Source organism: Alistipes sp. An66 (assembly GCF_002161445.1).
GTDB lineage: Bacteria > Bacteroidota > Bacteroidia > Bacteroidales > Rikenellaceae > Alistipes > Alistipes cottocaccae.
In genome coordinates, this window is the sequence record NZ_NFHT01000004.1 from 137,211 (window position 1) to 152,465 (window position 15,255).

Annotated in this window: 17 protein-coding genes and 1 tRNA gene; 12 read left to right on the top strand and 6 right to left on the bottom strand. The window is 57.8% G+C overall.

Annotated features, from left to right (window positions below; translation table 11 throughout):
• The first annotated feature begins 3 nt into the window (after nt 1–3).
• Nucleotides 4–1,869, top strand: coding sequence for a cell envelope integrity protein TolA (locus tag B5G16_RS04630; protein ID WP_087261678.1), 1,866 nt, complete (start codon nt 4–6; stop codon nt 1,867–1,869).
• A gap of 32 nt (nt 1,870–1,901) precedes the next feature.
• On the opposite strand, the gene B5G16_RS04635 is transcribed toward B5G16_RS04630, so the two are convergent.
• The gene (locus tag B5G16_RS04635; protein WP_087261680.1) at nt 1,902–3,059 is read right to left on the bottom strand and encodes an IS4 family transposase; all 1,158 of its coding nucleotides are present in this window, start codon (nt 3,057–3,059) and stop codon (nt 1,902–1,904) included.
• 270 nt (nt 3,060–3,329) lie between these two features.
• On the opposite strand from B5G16_RS04635, the gene B5G16_RS12530 reads away from it, so the two are divergent.
• Genes B5G16_RS12530 through B5G16_RS04665 form a run of 7 tightly spaced genes read left to right on the top strand, consistent with a single transcriptional unit; the run spans nt 3,330 to nt 6,162 of the window.
• Entirely contained in the window at nt 3,330–3,581 is a 252-nt protein-coding gene (locus B5G16_RS12530; RefSeq protein ID WP_143260826.1) for a hypothetical protein, read from the top strand.
• A complete protein-coding gene (locus tag B5G16_RS04645) occupies nt 3,578–3,862 on the top strand; it encodes a hypothetical protein (protein ID WP_087261684.1) in 285 nt (94 codons plus the stop codon). The genes B5G16_RS12530 and B5G16_RS04645 overlap by 4 nt, the downstream gene beginning before the upstream one ends.
• A gap of 4 nt (nt 3,863–3,866) precedes the next feature.
• Entirely contained in the window at nt 3,867–4,352 is a 486-nt protein-coding gene (locus B5G16_RS04650) for a hypothetical protein (RefSeq protein WP_087261686.1), read from the top strand.
• An 11-nt stretch (nt 4,353–4,363) separates the two neighbouring features.
• Complete coding sequence (locus tag B5G16_RS12535) at nt 4,364–4,552, top strand: hypothetical protein (RefSeq protein ID WP_143260827.1); 189 nt, start codon at nt 4,364–4,366, stop codon at nt 4,550–4,552.
• On the top strand, nt 4,549–5,151 hold the full coding sequence (locus B5G16_RS04655) for an N-acetylmuramoyl-L-alanine amidase (RefSeq protein WP_087261822.1): 603 nt from the start codon (nt 4,549–4,551) through the stop codon (nt 5,149–5,151). The genes B5G16_RS12535 and B5G16_RS04655 overlap by 4 nt, the downstream gene beginning before the upstream one ends.
• Nucleotide 5,152: 1 nt before the next feature.
• Nucleotides 5,153–5,590, top strand: coding sequence for a hypothetical protein (locus B5G16_RS04660; RefSeq protein ID WP_087261688.1), 438 nt, complete (start codon nt 5,153–5,155; stop codon nt 5,588–5,590).
• Nucleotides 5,587–6,162: a DUF6808 domain-containing protein gene (locus B5G16_RS04665; protein WP_087261690.1), complete on the top strand. Its 576-nt coding sequence runs from the start codon at nt 5,587–5,589 to the stop codon at nt 6,160–6,162. The genes B5G16_RS04660 and B5G16_RS04665 overlap by 4 nt, the downstream gene beginning before the upstream one ends.
• Before the next feature lie 59 nt (nt 6,163–6,221).
• Here the strand turns inward: B5G16_RS04665 and B5G16_RS04670 are convergent, their stop codons facing one another.
• The 4 genes from B5G16_RS04670 to B5G16_RS04685 form a co-directional block, all read right to left on the bottom strand.
• Nucleotides 6,222–6,626 carry a type II toxin-antitoxin system HicB family antitoxin gene (locus tag B5G16_RS04670; RefSeq protein ID WP_087261692.1) on the bottom strand — a complete coding sequence of 135 codons (405 nt, stop codon included), beginning with the start codon at nt 6,624–6,626 and terminating at the stop codon, nt 6,222–6,224.
• A 56-nt stretch (nt 6,627–6,682) separates the two neighbouring features.
• The gene (locus tag B5G16_RS13005) at nt 6,683–6,862 is read right to left on the bottom strand and encodes a type II toxin-antitoxin system HicA family toxin (protein WP_087261694.1); all 180 of its coding nucleotides are present in this window, start codon (nt 6,860–6,862) and stop codon (nt 6,683–6,685) included.
• A 69-nt stretch (nt 6,863–6,931) separates the two neighbouring features.
• Nucleotides 6,932–8,131: a site-specific integrase gene (locus B5G16_RS04680; RefSeq protein WP_087261696.1), complete on the bottom strand. Its 1,200-nt coding sequence runs from the start codon at nt 8,129–8,131 to the stop codon at nt 6,932–6,934.
• Nucleotides 8,132–8,281: 150 nt separating this feature from the next.
• A tRNA-Met gene (locus B5G16_RS04685) sits at nt 8,282–8,358 on the bottom strand.
• Between the two features lie 133 nt (nt 8,359–8,491).
• On the opposite strand from B5G16_RS04685, the gene B5G16_RS04690 reads away from it, so the two are divergent.
• Complete coding sequence (locus tag B5G16_RS04690) at nt 8,492–9,214, top strand: potassium channel family protein (RefSeq protein WP_087261698.1); 723 nt, start codon at nt 8,492–8,494, stop codon at nt 9,212–9,214.
• A 285-nt stretch (nt 9,215–9,499) separates the two neighbouring features.
• Here B5G16_RS04690 and mscL read toward each other — a convergent pair whose 3' ends face one another.
• A complete protein-coding gene (gene mscL, locus B5G16_RS04695) occupies nt 9,500–9,976 on the bottom strand; it encodes a large-conductance mechanosensitive channel protein MscL (protein WP_087261700.1) in 477 nt (158 codons plus the stop codon).
• Between the two features lie 346 nt (nt 9,977–10,322).
• Between mscL and B5G16_RS04700 the strand changes: the two genes are divergently transcribed.
• Genes B5G16_RS04700 through B5G16_RS04710 form a run of 3 tightly spaced genes read left to right on the top strand, consistent with a single transcriptional unit; the run spans nt 10,323 to nt 15,255 of the window.
• Entirely contained in the window at nt 10,323–11,774 is a 1,452-nt protein-coding gene (locus B5G16_RS04700) for a sodium:solute symporter (RefSeq protein ID WP_087261702.1), read from the top strand.
• On the top strand, nt 11,764–14,775 hold the full coding sequence (locus B5G16_RS04705; RefSeq protein ID WP_087261704.1) for a golvesin C-terminal-like domain-containing protein: 3,012 nt from the start codon (nt 11,764–11,766) through the stop codon (nt 14,773–14,775). The genes B5G16_RS04700 and B5G16_RS04705 overlap by 11 nt, the downstream gene beginning before the upstream one ends.
• Nucleotides 14,776–14,805: 30 nt before the next feature.
• The gene (locus B5G16_RS04710; RefSeq protein WP_087261706.1) at nt 14,806–15,255 is read left to right on the top strand and encodes a GatB/YqeY domain-containing protein; all 450 of its coding nucleotides are present in this window, start codon (nt 14,806–14,808) and stop codon (nt 15,253–15,255) included.

The following is a 15,255-nucleotide window of genomic DNA, read 5'->3' on the forward strand; positions in this document are numbered from 1 at the left end:
AGTATGGAAAAGAAACGCATAGGCAAGACATTGAAGATCCGTTGGTCGATCCTGACGGGCGGAGAACCCGAAACACTGGCAGGGCGTGATCTCACGCTCGAAATCTCGTCCGGAAACCGGGTGCGGACGACGCTGTCGTTCGTAGCTGACGGGAACGTGGCAGAGTTCGTATTCGAGGGATCGGACCAGCGTTATGTCGGCCCATACACAGTGACCATGTGGGAGAACCTGGGGAAGGAAGGGCAGACGGTCGTCGACCGGTGCGATGCCTTCTGCCTGGTCGCTCGGTCTTGCGAGGAAGCGGAGAGCGGTTCGGCCGAATATCCGGGTCTTGAAATCGAGTCGTTGGATTTGGGCACTTCCAATTTTGAAGCAGGGGTGCCGGGAGCTTCGGCTTATGAGCTTTTCAAGAAGTACAATCCCGATTCGGAGTTGACCGAGGAGGAGTATGCCGAGGCGCCTGTCCAGGCGGCCGGGGCTGCGCTGGCGATGGTCGAGCAGCTCAAGGAGACAGAGGCCGTGATGGAGCAGGCCGAGCGGCTCCGCAAGCAGGCCGAGCAGGGCCGGGAGGCGTCGGAACAGGCCCGAGCTACGGCCGAGCAGGGGCGCGTCGCGGCAGAACAGCAGCGGACCCTGGCCGAGCAGACGCGGGTGACGAATGAGTCGGCCCGTCAGACGGCCGAGGCGGGACGCCAGGCGGCGGAGACGAAACGTGAGGAGAACACCGCCGAGGCGATCCGGAACAGTGAGGAGGCGACCCGAAAAGCGGAGGACGAAGCCGCCCGGGTTCGGACGCTGGCCGACAATCCTCCGAAGATTGTCGAGGTGGAGGGGGCAAAGTATTGGGCGACGTGGAATGAGGCGTTGGGGCAGTATGTCGTTTCCGAGAATCGTGCCGATGTGGGCGATGCGGTTCTCTTCTCGCCGCAGACCCTCACGGAGGAGCAACAAAAACAAGCCCGGGCAAATATAGGAATGGGCTATCCTATGCGTCAGATTATAGATTTATACCCTCTCGTAGGATATAATTGCTATGCTGTATATAGATTTGATGATTCCGGATATTATGTATTATGTCAGGGTCACGTAGTTAAATTAAGCCTTACTCTTCAGAAAATTTATGATCTTAATTTATCTAATTATTTTAATCGAACAGAATCTGGCCATGATAGAAACTTATGCTGTAAAATTGGGAATAATGTATTTTTTGCAGCCTGTAATATTTCTACATTAGTTTATATGTACAATGAAGATACTGGTGAAGGCAAATACCTTGAAAATCCCAGTGGTCTTCAATATTATGGGAGTGTATATGCTATTGATGAAAAGGTGTATTATTTCCATCGTTACCAGTTGTCTAATGTGTATGTGTACAGCAAAGATGGCGAGCTGTTACAGACGATAGAGAACGAGCATGGATTTATTAGATATACAGAAGGTACGGCTTTTACAGTAGATGGGTATAAAGTTAATTTGTCTGATTTCTCTTTTGAGCCTTTAAGTTTCCCTATCGAAATGGGTGATAATACTCATTATTATATTTTTAAAAATGGAAATATTATTAAAGGCAATATTGCTATAAGTGGCGATAATAATCAAAAAGGGTGTTTGTTCTCACCTTATCCAAGTAGTGATTGCAATGTAGCTTTTAATACCAATAAATACACTATAGTATATTCTCCACAAGGTAAACTTGTTTTCACATATCCTTATGATATTACTAATTCTGTAAATAGACAGCAGTTCATTGATTTTGTAATTGGCGATGGAGGTGTTTTATCTGTTCGTAAAACTTCTTTATATGAGAAGCAAGTATATATGGTAGATATGTATAATCATTTAATAATTGAAGACACTCGTGTCCGGTAAAATTTCGGACTAGTTATTAAAAAGTTTAACAATTAAAACAAAGTAGGTTCGGTAGAACCATCCAGTTCATTGACAATATTGCAGTTAGGTTTTGCAAAGAGGTCTTTTAGGCAGATAGTTTCTGTAAGTGAGATGCTTACAAGTTGGAGCATCTCGTAGATTGACCGTTCGATACTCATCTTTTTCTGCACAATCGCTATCATACAATAGGTGGTTATGGCTGTGTAAATTTGGATTCTTACGGCATTCTCGGTCTCGCCCCAGAATTTTTTAATCTTCAGATGCTGCTTCAGCCACTTGAAGAACAGCTCTATCTGCCATCTGTTGTGATACAGTTCCGCCACTTTCAATGAGTTGATGTCCAGGGCATTGGTAAAGAAGATGAACTTCCTGTCCGATTCGGAGTCAAGGTAGATGATTCGCCTTATCTTCTCCGGATATTTGCTCATTGTCAGCTGTCCGTCCATGTATCCTATGGCATCGGAGAGCACACCGGACGGCAGCCTGCGCTTCCACCTCATCGGCCTGAAGTCGTTGTTCTTCTTGCCCCTGACCACGAAGTATGCCCCGACACTGTTTATGGTGAAGAGCCTTCCGAAGTCATTGTATGCGCGGTCGAAGATGTAGAACGAGTTCTCCTCGTATGGAATGGCATCCATCGCTTTTGTATCATGCAGCCTGGCGGGCGTGATATGGAAGAACGTCGGTATCTGGGTCTCAATATCATAAAGTGTATGTATCTTGACTCCTCCTTTCTTCTTCCGGAACAAAGCCCACTCAAAGACGCTTAGACACAGGTCAATCGTAGTGGAGTCAAAGGCATACACCTTTCCTCCGAGCTTGAATATCTCGACCGCCCGACACTTCTGGGCTTCTGCCATAACTCTGTAGGCGAACTCCTCGAAGATACGATAATCGCGTTTGGTGTTGGCATCTGCAAGAGTGCTTTTAGAGGCGTATTTCCCGAAGCCAAGATGAAAAGCCTTGTTTGCGTGCGCCTGTGTCGCAAGAACTAAGTCTCTGAGGCTCTCACGGTTGGACAGCTGCCCGAACATCATGACTGCCAGCTGATTCCAGCAGGTGAAAGACTTGACATACCGATTTCCATTGTATTTGTTTGATATTCTTAAAAATACATCCTTATCAAGGAAATCTAAAAGCTGTGAGAACACGTATTTTCCTTTATTCATGTGCCATTCTACGATAGTCTGGCAAAGATAAATTCAAATCGGCGCACTCGTCCCATCCTTGTAATTACCTATACTTCAATATTTTCAAAGAACTTTTGCGATTTTTTACCGGACACTAATGAATTGAAGACGTTTCTCTTTATGTTACAGATTAAGATAGACTCTGATAGTAAGGTAATAGCGATCTATTACCTCAATGACGAAAAAGAGGGATGGATTCAAATTGACTCTATCCCCGAGCCCGAACAGATTGAAGGCAAATTGCCGGTGATGTACTACCGAAACGGAGCGATCGAATACGAATACGAAGATGTTCCTCCAACTCCGGAGCCGGACCCAATCCCGGAGCCGGAATCGTCCTACGAGGATCAGGTCGTCGCCTTGATCCGCGAACGCTACTCGGCCGATGACGAACTGGCTATCCTCCGCCAGCGGGATACCAAGCCGGAGGAGTTCGAGCAGTATTTCCACTACTGCGAGGCGTGCAAGGCAAAGGTGAAACAGAAACTTGGAATGGTATGAAACGGATACTCGACAAGATCGTCGGCTGGATGAACCGAATCCCAGCCGACAAGTACAAGCACCAGGCGCTGGGGGCGGACATTGCGGCTGTCGTTCTGCTGGCGCTGGTGTGGTTCGTTCCCCAGTGGCTGGCGCTGACGGCCTCGGTCGTAGCGGTGATTGCGGCGGCCGTCGGCAAGGAGAAGGCCGACGCCAAGGCGGATCTCCGCGATATTGTGGCCACCCTCTGCGGAGGCGTCGTCGTGTGGCTCCCGTTCCTGGTTGCAATCCTGATTGTGTAGCGATATGTTCGACATCCTCCTCGATACGTTCGGGCTCGAAGCCATCGTCCTGCGGCGGGCCGCCCTGTTGGAGATCATCATCTGGTCGGTGATGCTCGTGGCCGTCATGATCGACATGCGCGCCGGGATCCGCAAAGCCAAAGCCCTGCATCAGCCGATCGATTCGCACGGCCTGCGCCGCACCTTCACCAAGTTCGGTGACTACGGCAAGGTCACGGCCCTCTTCATGTGCATCGACGTGCTGGGGCTGCTGTTCGGCCTCTACTCGATGCCTTATGCTTCGGGAGCTGCCGCCGTGATCGCGGTCGGCATCGAGGCGTGGAGCGTGCGCGAGAACCTCCGGGCCGTGCGTTCCTCGGCGGCCAAGGTGACGGACATCGTGGCGGGACTGGCCAAGACGCAGGACATGAAGGAGGTGATCGAGTTCATCCAGCAGCTCGACCGCGTGCGGGCCGAGGCGTCGAAGAAAACCAAAGAACCAACCCAATAAAACATCAGACTATGACAAAGACAGTGAAATGGATTTTGATCGGCGTGGCCGTAGCGGTGGCGCTGATCGTGGCGTTCAACCTGCTGCCGGACGGCATCCGCATCGCCTCGACGATCTCCGCCGGGGTCGGCTTCGTGGCCGGCATTGCCGCCAGGGCGTGGTATGACCGCGAAACCGAAGAGGAGGAGCCGTCATGCTGAAGATCCTCCTGGACAACGGACACGGCGAGGAGACGCCCGGCAAGTGCTCGCCCGAGTGGCCGGACGGATCGTGCCTGCGTGAGTATGAATTCGCCCGCGACATCGTGCGCCGGGTCTTCGATCGGCTGCACGCCCGGGGCGTCGTGGCGGAGATCATCGTCCCGGAGCTCCGGGATGTGCCGCTGTACGTCCGTGCCAACCGGGTGAACGACATCTGCAACGTCGCCGGGAAGGAGAACTGCCTGCTGGTGTCGGTCCATGCCAACGCCGGAGGCGGCACCGGCTGGGAGGCTCACACCTACCTGGGCGATTCGATGTCGGATCGCTATTCGGCCATCTTCTACGAGAAGGCCGAGGCGGCGTTCGGCAAGGAGTGGAAGATCCGGAAGGGTAGCACCGACCCTGCGGATCCCGATTGGGACAGCAACTTCGCGATCCTGCGCGACACGAAGTGCCCGGCGGTGCTGACCGAGAACTTCTTCATGGACACCGAACGCGACTGCCGGTTCCTGCTCTCGGAGGAGGGCCGCGAGCGGATCGCCGCGATGCACGTCGAGGCGATCATGGCCTGCATCGACTACCACCAAACCCAAAGCTGACATGAGACGGATCTACTACGACAACAGACTGGCAAAGTGTCTGCTTTGGTCGGGTTACTCCACGGCCATGCTGTTCGGATATATATGCACCAAGTACTCGGAGCCGCTGTCGTTTCGGATTAAGCGGCACGAAAGCATTCATGCCGAGCAGTACGGAGAGGTAACGATGCTGTCATTCCTCGTCGCGCTGGTCCTGCAAATCATCTTCGGGGGCGGCTGGTGGTTCGTTCCGGTTCCGGTCATGTACTACGTGCTCTACTTCCTTGAAGCGGCATTCACGTGGTCGGTCCGTCTGTGCACCCACGGATGGCGGGAGGCGTTCGACATGGCCTATTCGAACTCGATGTTTGAGCAGGAGGCGAGGGATGGAGAAGATGCCGTCGGGTATATCGAAACGCGAAAATACCTCGCTTTCCTGCGCTATTTCGGGAAGATATGAAAACGAGGTTGTGGTATATCGTCGCCCTGGCCGCCACCTTCCTCGGAGGGTGGTGGCTGGGGCGATACGTCTCCCGGCCGGAGATCGTCGAGCGGGTGCGGATTGAGACGGTGTTCTACGAACGTCCGCAGCCGTTCGCGGTGACGGAGCGTCCGGTGACGGTGAACGTGCCTCGGATGCTGTTCGCTCCGGCTGACACGGTGGACCGGACGGTCGTCGTGGGTGACAGTGTGCAGATAACGGTCACGGAGCGCACGCTGGAGTACCGCGACTCGACCTATTACGCACGGGTTGCCGGGCCTGTTGTGGGACCGCTGGGGCCCCGGCTTGACTACTTCGAGACCTACAACAAGACGATCGAGCGGGTGCAGCTCGTCCGCGAACCTTACGCCTGGGAACTGGGCCCCGCGCTGGGTGCCTGGATGACCTCGGACGGCAGTGGGGTGTGGGTCGGAGCCTATGCCCAGCGAACCTTCGGCCGATTCAGCGTGTCGGCCTCGGCGGGATACGATTCCCGCCAAAAAAGCGCCTTCGGCCAGGTCGAGGCCTGCATGGCGCTGTGGCGCAAATAAAAGCCCCGACCTTCGCGGGGCCGGGGCGCTCTCTTTATAGATGAGCTGTCAAACAAATACTACAAAGAGAGAGAGGATAATTCTGATCCCAAACGGTGCAACGCCTCCTCGATTCGTTTCACTTGGGCCTCCCGGGGTTTGGATTTCCCGTGTGCATAGCTCCAGAGTTGTTTGGGATTGATTCCTGACAACCTCCCCAAAGCGGCCGGGGTGATGATCCCGGCGTAGTATTGAAGAAGCGATTGCGTGTCGAATTTATATACGATCTCGTACTCCCCGTCGAGCCATTCCGGGTATTGGTAGCCGTCTTCGCGGCTCGATTCGACAAAATGCCGGATGGATTGTTTCAAGTCCTCTTTGGCAGCTTCTGCCGTATCTCCCATGCCGGAGAACATCTCGTCGGTGCAATAGGCGCTGAATCCGCCGTCGCTGTTCTTTTCGATAATAGCTGTAATCTGTTTCATCTTATACTCCTTTCTCCCGGTTTCGGCCCCCCCCCTCGGGTTTTTTCGGGAGGGGCCTATTTCAGCCCCATCTCCCGTTTGATTTTCTTTTCAAGTCCGGTACCCACCTCTTTGCCTCCGTGAAACGGAACAGGGTACCTGACTCCGTTTTTCTCATAAATCACGTGGCTCCCGTTTTGTCGCACGATCCTCCATCCGTTTGCGAGAATCAACTTTTGTAGCTCACTCGATTTCATTGCAGTATTTGTTTGACAATGCAAAGATAGAAGAATTTCTATTATCCGCAAAATATAATGGAAAAAAATCTATTCTTTTGATTGAAAAGAGTTCAGGTAGTCGATCACCGCCCGGTTTGCCCGGTCGACCTTCGTCCAGTCGTAGGAGATGTAGAACTTCCCGGCGATCGAGGTGTCGACGTGCCCCAGCCCCTTGCTGATCTCCTTCTCCGAGATCCCGATTTTGTCGGCCAGCGTCGCCCAGGTGTAGCGCGCCCAGTAGAAGGTCAGCCCCTCGATGTTCAACTCTTGGGCTATTGCGCGAATCGCTTTCTGGATCCGGTTGTTGAAGGTCTGGTAGGTCGCAGGCTCCTCGGCGAAGCGGAGAACATGATCCGTGCCGGCGTACCGGGCGATGATCTCGGCCGCCTCCGGCTGGACGAGGATCGACACCGGGTTGATGTTCTTGCCCGATGTCTTCGTTCGCACGAAGTGGGCCCGGCCGTCGCGCAGCCGGTCGAGGTGGAACAGGTCCACCAGGTTCATGCCGCACATGTAGAACGACAGCAGGAAGAGATCCCGGGCCGTCCGGCGGAAAGGGTAGGGTGTCTCGTAGGCGAGCAGCCGCTGGAACTGCTCCTCCGTGAGCGCCTCCTTGTCTTTGCGGGAGGAGGCGATCTTGAATTTCCGGAAAGGGTAGTGTTCGAGCCCGATCAGATCCTCATTGATGGCGCTGTTGAAGACCGCCCGGAGATTCCGAAAATGCAGGGCCCTGGTGTTGATGCTGGTACCCTGCTTTTCGAGATAGGCATCGAATGCCTTCAACCAGATGACGGTGATCGCTTCGAACGATGGGTCCGACTTGTCGAACGCCTCGATCGTTTTGAGGGTATATAGGCAGGCCAGTCGGCTGTTCTCGGTGCGCCTCGAGTCGGCGTATCGGTGGAAATAGTCGGAGAGGCTCTCCTTGTTCGACGTCGTTTTGACTGCGGTCAACAGCGCTTTGATTTCGGAGACGCTTTTCCCGGCCAACTTTCCGCTGTTGTCCAGTTCCCGGAGTGTGTTCGTATATCGGAAGAAGAGCGTCTCGATGTTTTCATTGATCGCGCGGGCATTCGGGCACTTCGGGACGACGGCCTTGTTGACCTCTCCGTTCCAGTGTTCGGGCAGGATATTGATGCCGGTGCCGATGGTTGTAACCTTCCCTTTCGAGGAGAGGAGGAACTGGATCGGGTATAGTCCGCGAACGTTAGCCCGCCGGCGGTCGAGTTTTAAGGAGATGGAGGCCATTTTTGTGCAAGTTTTTTGCAAGTGGGGCAGTAATGACAATGCGACACAATGCCGCCACAATGCGTTATAAAGGTGGTAAATTTGGAGAAGAAAAGCAAGATATGGAGAAAAGAAAAGCACTCACATTGCTGTAAGTGCTTGGCTTTTAATTGGTAGCGGGAGAGAGACTTGAACTCTCGACCTCATGATTATGAATCATGCGCTCTAACCAGCTGAGCTATCCCGCCATTGCTGAAAGCGAGTGCAAAGGTAATAGAAAAATCCGAACCTGCAAAATCTTCGGACGAAAAAACACGCAAAAAACTTCCGGTGACAGCTGTTGGCATTGATTTTGAGCCCGGTGCGTGAAAACAAAATCCGATGATCCTGTCTGCAACCGTGCGCCCGAAACTCGTCGATACGCTGGGCGTCCTGAAACTTGCCGCCGGAGCGACGCTGCTCGTGGCTCTGTCGTGGGAGATCCTTGCCGGCGACCATGCGCTTCTTACGCCGAGCTACCTGACGATTCAGTTTCTGGTCTGTGTAGTATTCCTGTGCGATTTTTTCGTGCGGTTGTGGCTTTCGGAGCGGCGGGGTCGTTTTTTCGTCCGGCATCTGTTCTATCTGCTGATTTCGGTGCCCTATCTGAATTTGCTCGCCTGGTCCGGGGTCCGCATGACTCATGACTGGGGGATTCTCGTCGGGCTTGTTCCGATGTTGCGGGCCTTTCTTGCGATGTTCGTCATCGTGCAATGGATGGCCCGGGGGCGCCGGATGCGGTGGCTGTTCACGGCCTATCTCTTTACCGTGGTGGTCTTCACCTATCTTTCGGCGCTGGTGTTCTACGACTACGAAGTCTTCGTGAATCCGAAGCTCCACGGTTTCGGGAATGCCCTGTGGTGGGCGTGGATGAACGTCACGACGGTCGGTGCCGCGATCTTTCCTGTGACGGCTGTCGGCAAGGTGGTCTGCGTGCTGCTGCCTTCGCTGGGGATGATGTTTTTCCCGATCTTCACGACCTACATTTTGCAGGAGTATGCCACGAAGCGGAATTCCGGGGACAAATCCGGTCCGGATTCCGGGGAGAACGCTCCGCAGGGTTGATTCTCTGTCGGCGCCGCTCCGGGCGTCGGCGCCCCTTTCGGATACCCGTTCTTCTGTCCCGCGGGTGAAGTTCCGGCTGCCCGCTCCGACATTTTCTCCGTTGTTTTCTTTGTCGGCGCCCGTCCATCCGCTACTCCCCGTCCATCTGCTTCCTTCCGTCCATCCGCTACTCCCCGTCCATCCGCGTCTTCCCGCTCTGCCGCTTCCTTCCGCTCTGCCGTGAGAGCGGCCCCGGCACCGACTGCCGGGGCCGCTCCTGTTCTTGCGGTCCGACCTTTGTGCGGCCTATTTCCGCTGCTCTTTCAGCAGGTCGCGGATCTCGGTGAGGAGCAACTCCTCCTTCGAGGGTGCAGGCGGAGCGGGCGGAGTCTGGGCCTTTTTCCGCATGAGGCGGTTCATGAGCTTGACCATGAGGAAGACGCAGAAGGCGAGGATGATGAAATCCACGCATTGCTGGATGAATGCGCCGTAGTTCCAGTAGATGGGCTCTACGGGTGCAGCGTGGGCCGCCGCGTCGGATCCTCCGACGAGCCCTTCGACGGAGTGCATGGCACCGGACGTTACGTCGCGGACCTTCGAGATATCGAGGCGGAGCTGCGAGAAGTCGGTGTTCCCGATCAGCGCACCGATCGGGGGCATGAGGATGTCGTTCACGAGCGAGGAGACGATCTTTCCGAACGCACCTCCGATGATTACGCCGACGGCCATGTCCATGACATTGCCTTTCATGGCGAATTCCTTGAATTCCTTGAAGAAAGCCATATTTTTCCGAGTTTTGGTTATGGGATGGTTCCGTTTTTTTCGTGAACAGGAGCTGCTGACGCCTGACGGCCTGCGATTGGGGTCTCTGTCGCCTCGCTCCTGTTTTCGGTAAAGATAGGGAAAAATCCCGGGAATACGACACTTCGGGACAAGATACGTGCCTTTTTCCGTCGGGTTTTGCATCATCGGGACGATCTCCTCTGCGGGGAATGACCTCCGGGGTGCACACAATTCCGGGGATTTTCGTATCTTTGCCGACGTATGCCGCGTGCGGGAGATGCCGTGCCGCGTCTCCCTGCGGAGCCGCACGAAACCTCCCGCCGCCACGAAATCCGAAGCATCCGCCATGACACCCGTTGCCGTCATTCTCACCGTGCTGGGCTATATTGCCGTCCTGTTCGTCGTTGCGTGGTTGTCGGGCCGCCGGGCCGACAATGCGGGCTTCTTCACCGGGAACCGCCGTACGCCGTGGTACATGGCGGCCTTTGCGATGATCGGCGCGGCGATGTCGGGCGTGACGTTCATCTCGGTCCCGGGGTCGGTTGCCGCCGACTCCTTCTCCTACATGCAGATGGTCGCGGGCTTTACGGTGGGACAGCTCATCGTGGCCTACGTCCTGATCCCGACGTTCTACCGCCTGCGGGTTGTCTCGCTCTACGAATACCTCGACGACCGTTTCGGCGTCTCCTCGCACCGCACCGGGGCGTGGTTTTTCTTCATTTCGAAGATGCTGGGCGCGGCGCTGCGGGTCTACGTGGTGTGCGCGGTGCTGCAACTGCTGGTTTTCGCGCACTACGGCATTCCGTTCTGGGCCAACGCCGTGATCACGATGGCCTTCGTGTGGCTCTATACGTGCCGGGGCGGGGTGAAGTCGCTGATCTGGACCGATACGCTCAAAACGCTGTGCCTGGTCGGGAGCCTCGTGTTGTCGATCCTCTTCATCATGCAGGCGCTGGGCCTTTCGGCGGGGGAGACGGCGCGTGAGGTGGCGGCTTCTCCGATGTCGCGTGTTTTCTTCTTCGACGACCCCTCGTCGGACCGTTACTTCTGGAAGATGTTCGCGGCGGGGATCGTGCTGCTGGTGGCCATGACGGGGCTCGACCAGGACATGATGCAGCGGAATTTGAGCTGCGCCACGCCGCGCGACTCGCAGAAGAACATCGTGCTGACGGCCGTGAGCCAGATCTTCGTGATCTTCCTCTTTCTGGTGCTGGGGGTGCTGCTCTACCTCTATGCCGACCGCACGGGGCTTTCGCTTCCGGCGAAGAGCGACCAGGTTTTTTCGCTGGTGGCGGTTGACGGCGGGCTGCCGCTTGCGGTTGGCATTCTGTTCGTTGTGGGGCTTATATCGAGCACCTATTCGGCGGCGGGATCGGCGCTCACGGCGCTGACGACCTCCTTCACGGTGGACATCCTCGAAGGGACGAAACGCCGGGACGAAGCGCAGCTGACGCGCCTGCGCAAGGGCGTGCACGTGGGGATGGCGCTGGGGATGGCGGCCGTGATTCTGGCCTTCGAATACTGGGCCGACGACAGCGTCATCAATCTGGTCTACAAGGTGGCGAGCTATACCTACGGTCCGATCCTCGGGATGTTCGCCTTCGGTCTGGCGACACGCCGGCGGGTCCGCGACCGCTGGATACCCGTGGTGGCCGTGGCGGCCCCGGTTTTGAGTGCGCTGTTGCAGCATTGGGCCCTGACGGCGTGGGACTACCAAATCGGTTTCGAACTTCTGATCTACAATGCCGCCTTCACGATAGCCGGCATGTTATTGTTGTCTCAAAGCGATGAAAAATAGACTGTTATACCTTCTTATATTCATTTTTGCTTTAAGCGGAGCCTCGGCGGCGGAGATCGGTCCTGCGACGCGGACCGAAATTGCCCGGACGCTTTCGCGGATCGTCTCGCGCGAGGTGTCGGGCGGTTACCAGAAGCCGGAACCCATTACCGTCCGGGTGCAGGGTGTGAAGGCTTCGCGCCGCACGGTGCGGATCTACGCCTCGATCGGACTTTCGTACTATCCTTTCCGCGAGGCGAATACGCGGGCGATGCGCGATTCGGTGCGGGCGCTGCTTCCGGCGGAGTTCCGCAAGGCGCAGGTCGAGCTCTATACCGACAACCGCGAGGTTTCGGAGTTGATTCCGCTGGCGTGCCGCGATGCGTCGCAGGTGCGGCGGCTGGTCGAGAAGCGGAAACTCGTCCTCTTCACCAACCGCTCCGGCGTGTCGGACCGCCCGCTGGTGACGTGCCTTTCGACGGCCGTTCCGACCCCGGCCGCGGGGCTTGCGGGACGCCATATCGCCCTATGGCAGAGCCACGGACGCTATTTCGACCAGCCGGAGAACCGCTGGCGATGGCAGCGCTCGGCGCTGTGGCAGACGTGCGAGGACCTCTATACGCAGAGCTACGTCCTGCCGTATCTGGTTCCGATGCTCGAAAACGCCGGGGCGTGCGTGCTGCTGCCGCGCGAACGCGACGTGCAGCGCCACGAGGTGCTGGCCGACAACGACGCCGAGCGGGAGTACACGGAACAGGGGGCGTGGGGACCGGGCGGTGCGGGCTTTTCCCACCGCCGACAGGTCTACCTGACGGGTGAAAACCCCTTCCGGGAGGGTACGACGCGCCGGATCCGGAGCGTGACGCACCGCCCCTCGGGCGAGGCCGAATGGCGGGCCACGATCCCCGAACGGGGCGAATATGCCGTCTATGTGAGCTATGAATCGACGCCGGAGAGCGTCGACGATGCCCGCTACACGGTGCACCATCTGGGCGGCGAGACCGAATTCGCGGTCAACCAGACGATGGGCGGCGGGACGTGGATCTATCTGGGACACTTCGCCTTCGCACCGGGCCGACAGCGGATCGTGACGCTGACGAACCGCTCGCGGCGGAGCGGGCGACTGGTCTCGGCCGATGCCGTGAAGGTGGGCGGGGGCTTCGGCAATGTGGCCCGCACGCCGGTCGACTCGCTGCGGCAGCCCGGCCGCGAATATGTGGCCGAGACGAGCGGCTACCCGCGCTTCTGCGAGGGGGCGCGCTACTGGCTGCAATGGGCGGGATTTCCCGAGGAGGTCTATTCGCCGAAACACCATAAGGACGACTACAAGGACGACTACATGTCGCGGGCCCATTGGGTCAACGCCCTGCTGGGCGGTTCGGAACGCCTGCCGGACTCCACGGGCCTGCACATCCCGCTCGACATGGCCCTCGCGTTTCACTCGGACGCCGGGGTGCGCGACGGCGACGGGATCGTGGGGACGCTGGGCATCTGCTACACGCGGGAGCACGGCGGCAAATTTGCGGGCGGAGCCGACCGCTACCGCTCGCGCGACCTGACGGACCTCGTGCAGACGCAGGTCGTGGAGGATATCCGCCGCACCTGCGAGCCGGAGTGGCAGCGGCGCGGGATCTGGAACCGCGCCTACTACGAAGCACGCATTCCGGGGGTTCCGACCATGCTGCTCGAACTGCTTTCGCACCAGAATTTCGCCGACATGCGCCTGGGTCAGGATCCGCGCTTCCGGTTCCTGGTGAGCCGGGCGGTCTATAAGGGTATCCTGCGCTATATCAGCTCGCAATACGGATTATCGGAAGTAACGGTTCAACCGCTTCCGGTGTCGTCGTTCGCCGCGGAGTTCACCCCGGACAACCGGGTGCGGCTCTCGTGGCAGCCGACGGCCGACCCGCTGGAACCCTCGGCCGTTCCGACGGCCTATGTGGTCTATACGCGGCGCGATGACGGGGGATTCGACAACGGCCGCCGGACCGACCGGCCCGAACTGACCGTCGAACAGGAGCCCGGACACATGTACAGCTACCGCGTGACGGCCGTGAACGACGGCGGGGAGAGTTTTCCGGGCGAGACGCTCGCGGTGTGCCGCGTGGCCGACGAGCGGGGCCGTGTGCTGGTGGTCAACGGATTCGACCGCGTGAGCGGTCCCGAGAGCGTGCGGTGCGACTCGCTGGCGGGCTTCCGCATGGACCTCGACGGCGGGGTGCCCGACCGCATGGATATTTCGTTCATCGGCCCCCAGCGGGTCTTCGACGTGGCACAGGCGCGCTGCAACATCGACAGCATCGCCCTCGGGGCCTGCGACCGCAGCTACGAGACCGATGTGATCGGCGGCAATACGTTCGACTATGCGGCGCTGCACGGCCGTTCGGTCGCCGCGGCGGGCTATTCGTTCTGTTCGGCGTCGGCCCGGGCCGTGGAGGAGGGGCGTGTCGCGCTGGACGGCTATGATGCGGTCGACCTGATTCTGGGCAAGCAGCGCACCACGCCGCTCGGCCGCGGGGTCGTCGAGCCCTCCTTCGAGACCTTCCCGGTGGCGTTGCGGAACCGTCTGCGCCGTTATCTCTCCGATGGCGGGGCGTTGTTCGCCTCGGGGGCCTACGTGCTGTCGGACCTTCTGAAAAACGCCGCGGCGGATCCCTCCGGACGGGCCTTTGCCGAGGAGGTGCTGCGCTGCCGGCTGGACACCTGCGGCGAGTCGGGTACGGGCCGGATCCGTGTCGTGACGGCCCATCCGGACTTCTCGCGCGGCGAGTACCGCTTCAACACGGCCTATCGCCCGGACTGCTACGTCGTCGAGCGGCGGGATGCCCTGCTTCCGGCCGGAGACGAAGCCTTCTCCGTGATGCGCTACGACGATGACGGAGGTACGGCCGCCGTAGCGTGCGGGGCTGCCGGGCGGACCTTCGTGGCGGGCTTTCCGTTCGAGACGATCCGCGACGGGTTGCAGCGCGACCGGCTGATGCGCGACGTACTGACGTTCCTGTTGAAGGGTCGGTTGAAATGATTTGTCGTTTTACGTTAAAATTATAGAGTTATGTCATTGGAGCAACAGATTTCGAAGGGAATCATGGAGGCCATGAAGGCCAAGGATACGGTGCGTTTGAGTGCGCTCCGCAATGCCAAGAAGTACATCATCGAAGCCAAGACCGCCGGTCCCGAAGTGGCCGAACTGCCCGATGCCGACGTGTTGAAGATCATCTCGAAACTCGCCAAGCAGGGCACCGACTCTGCGGCGATCTTCACCGAACAGAACCGCCCCGACCTGGCCGCCGAGGAGCTGGCCCAGGTGGCCGTCTATCAGGAGTTCCTGCCCAAGCAGCTCACCCCGGAGGAGCTGACCGCCGAGGTGAAGTCCATCATCGCCGAGGTCGGCGCCACGTCGATGAAGGAGATGGGCAAGGTGATGGGTGTGGCCTCGAAACGCCTGGCCGGGCGTGCCGACGGCAAGGAGATTTCGGCCAAGGTCAAGGAACTCCTCGCATAA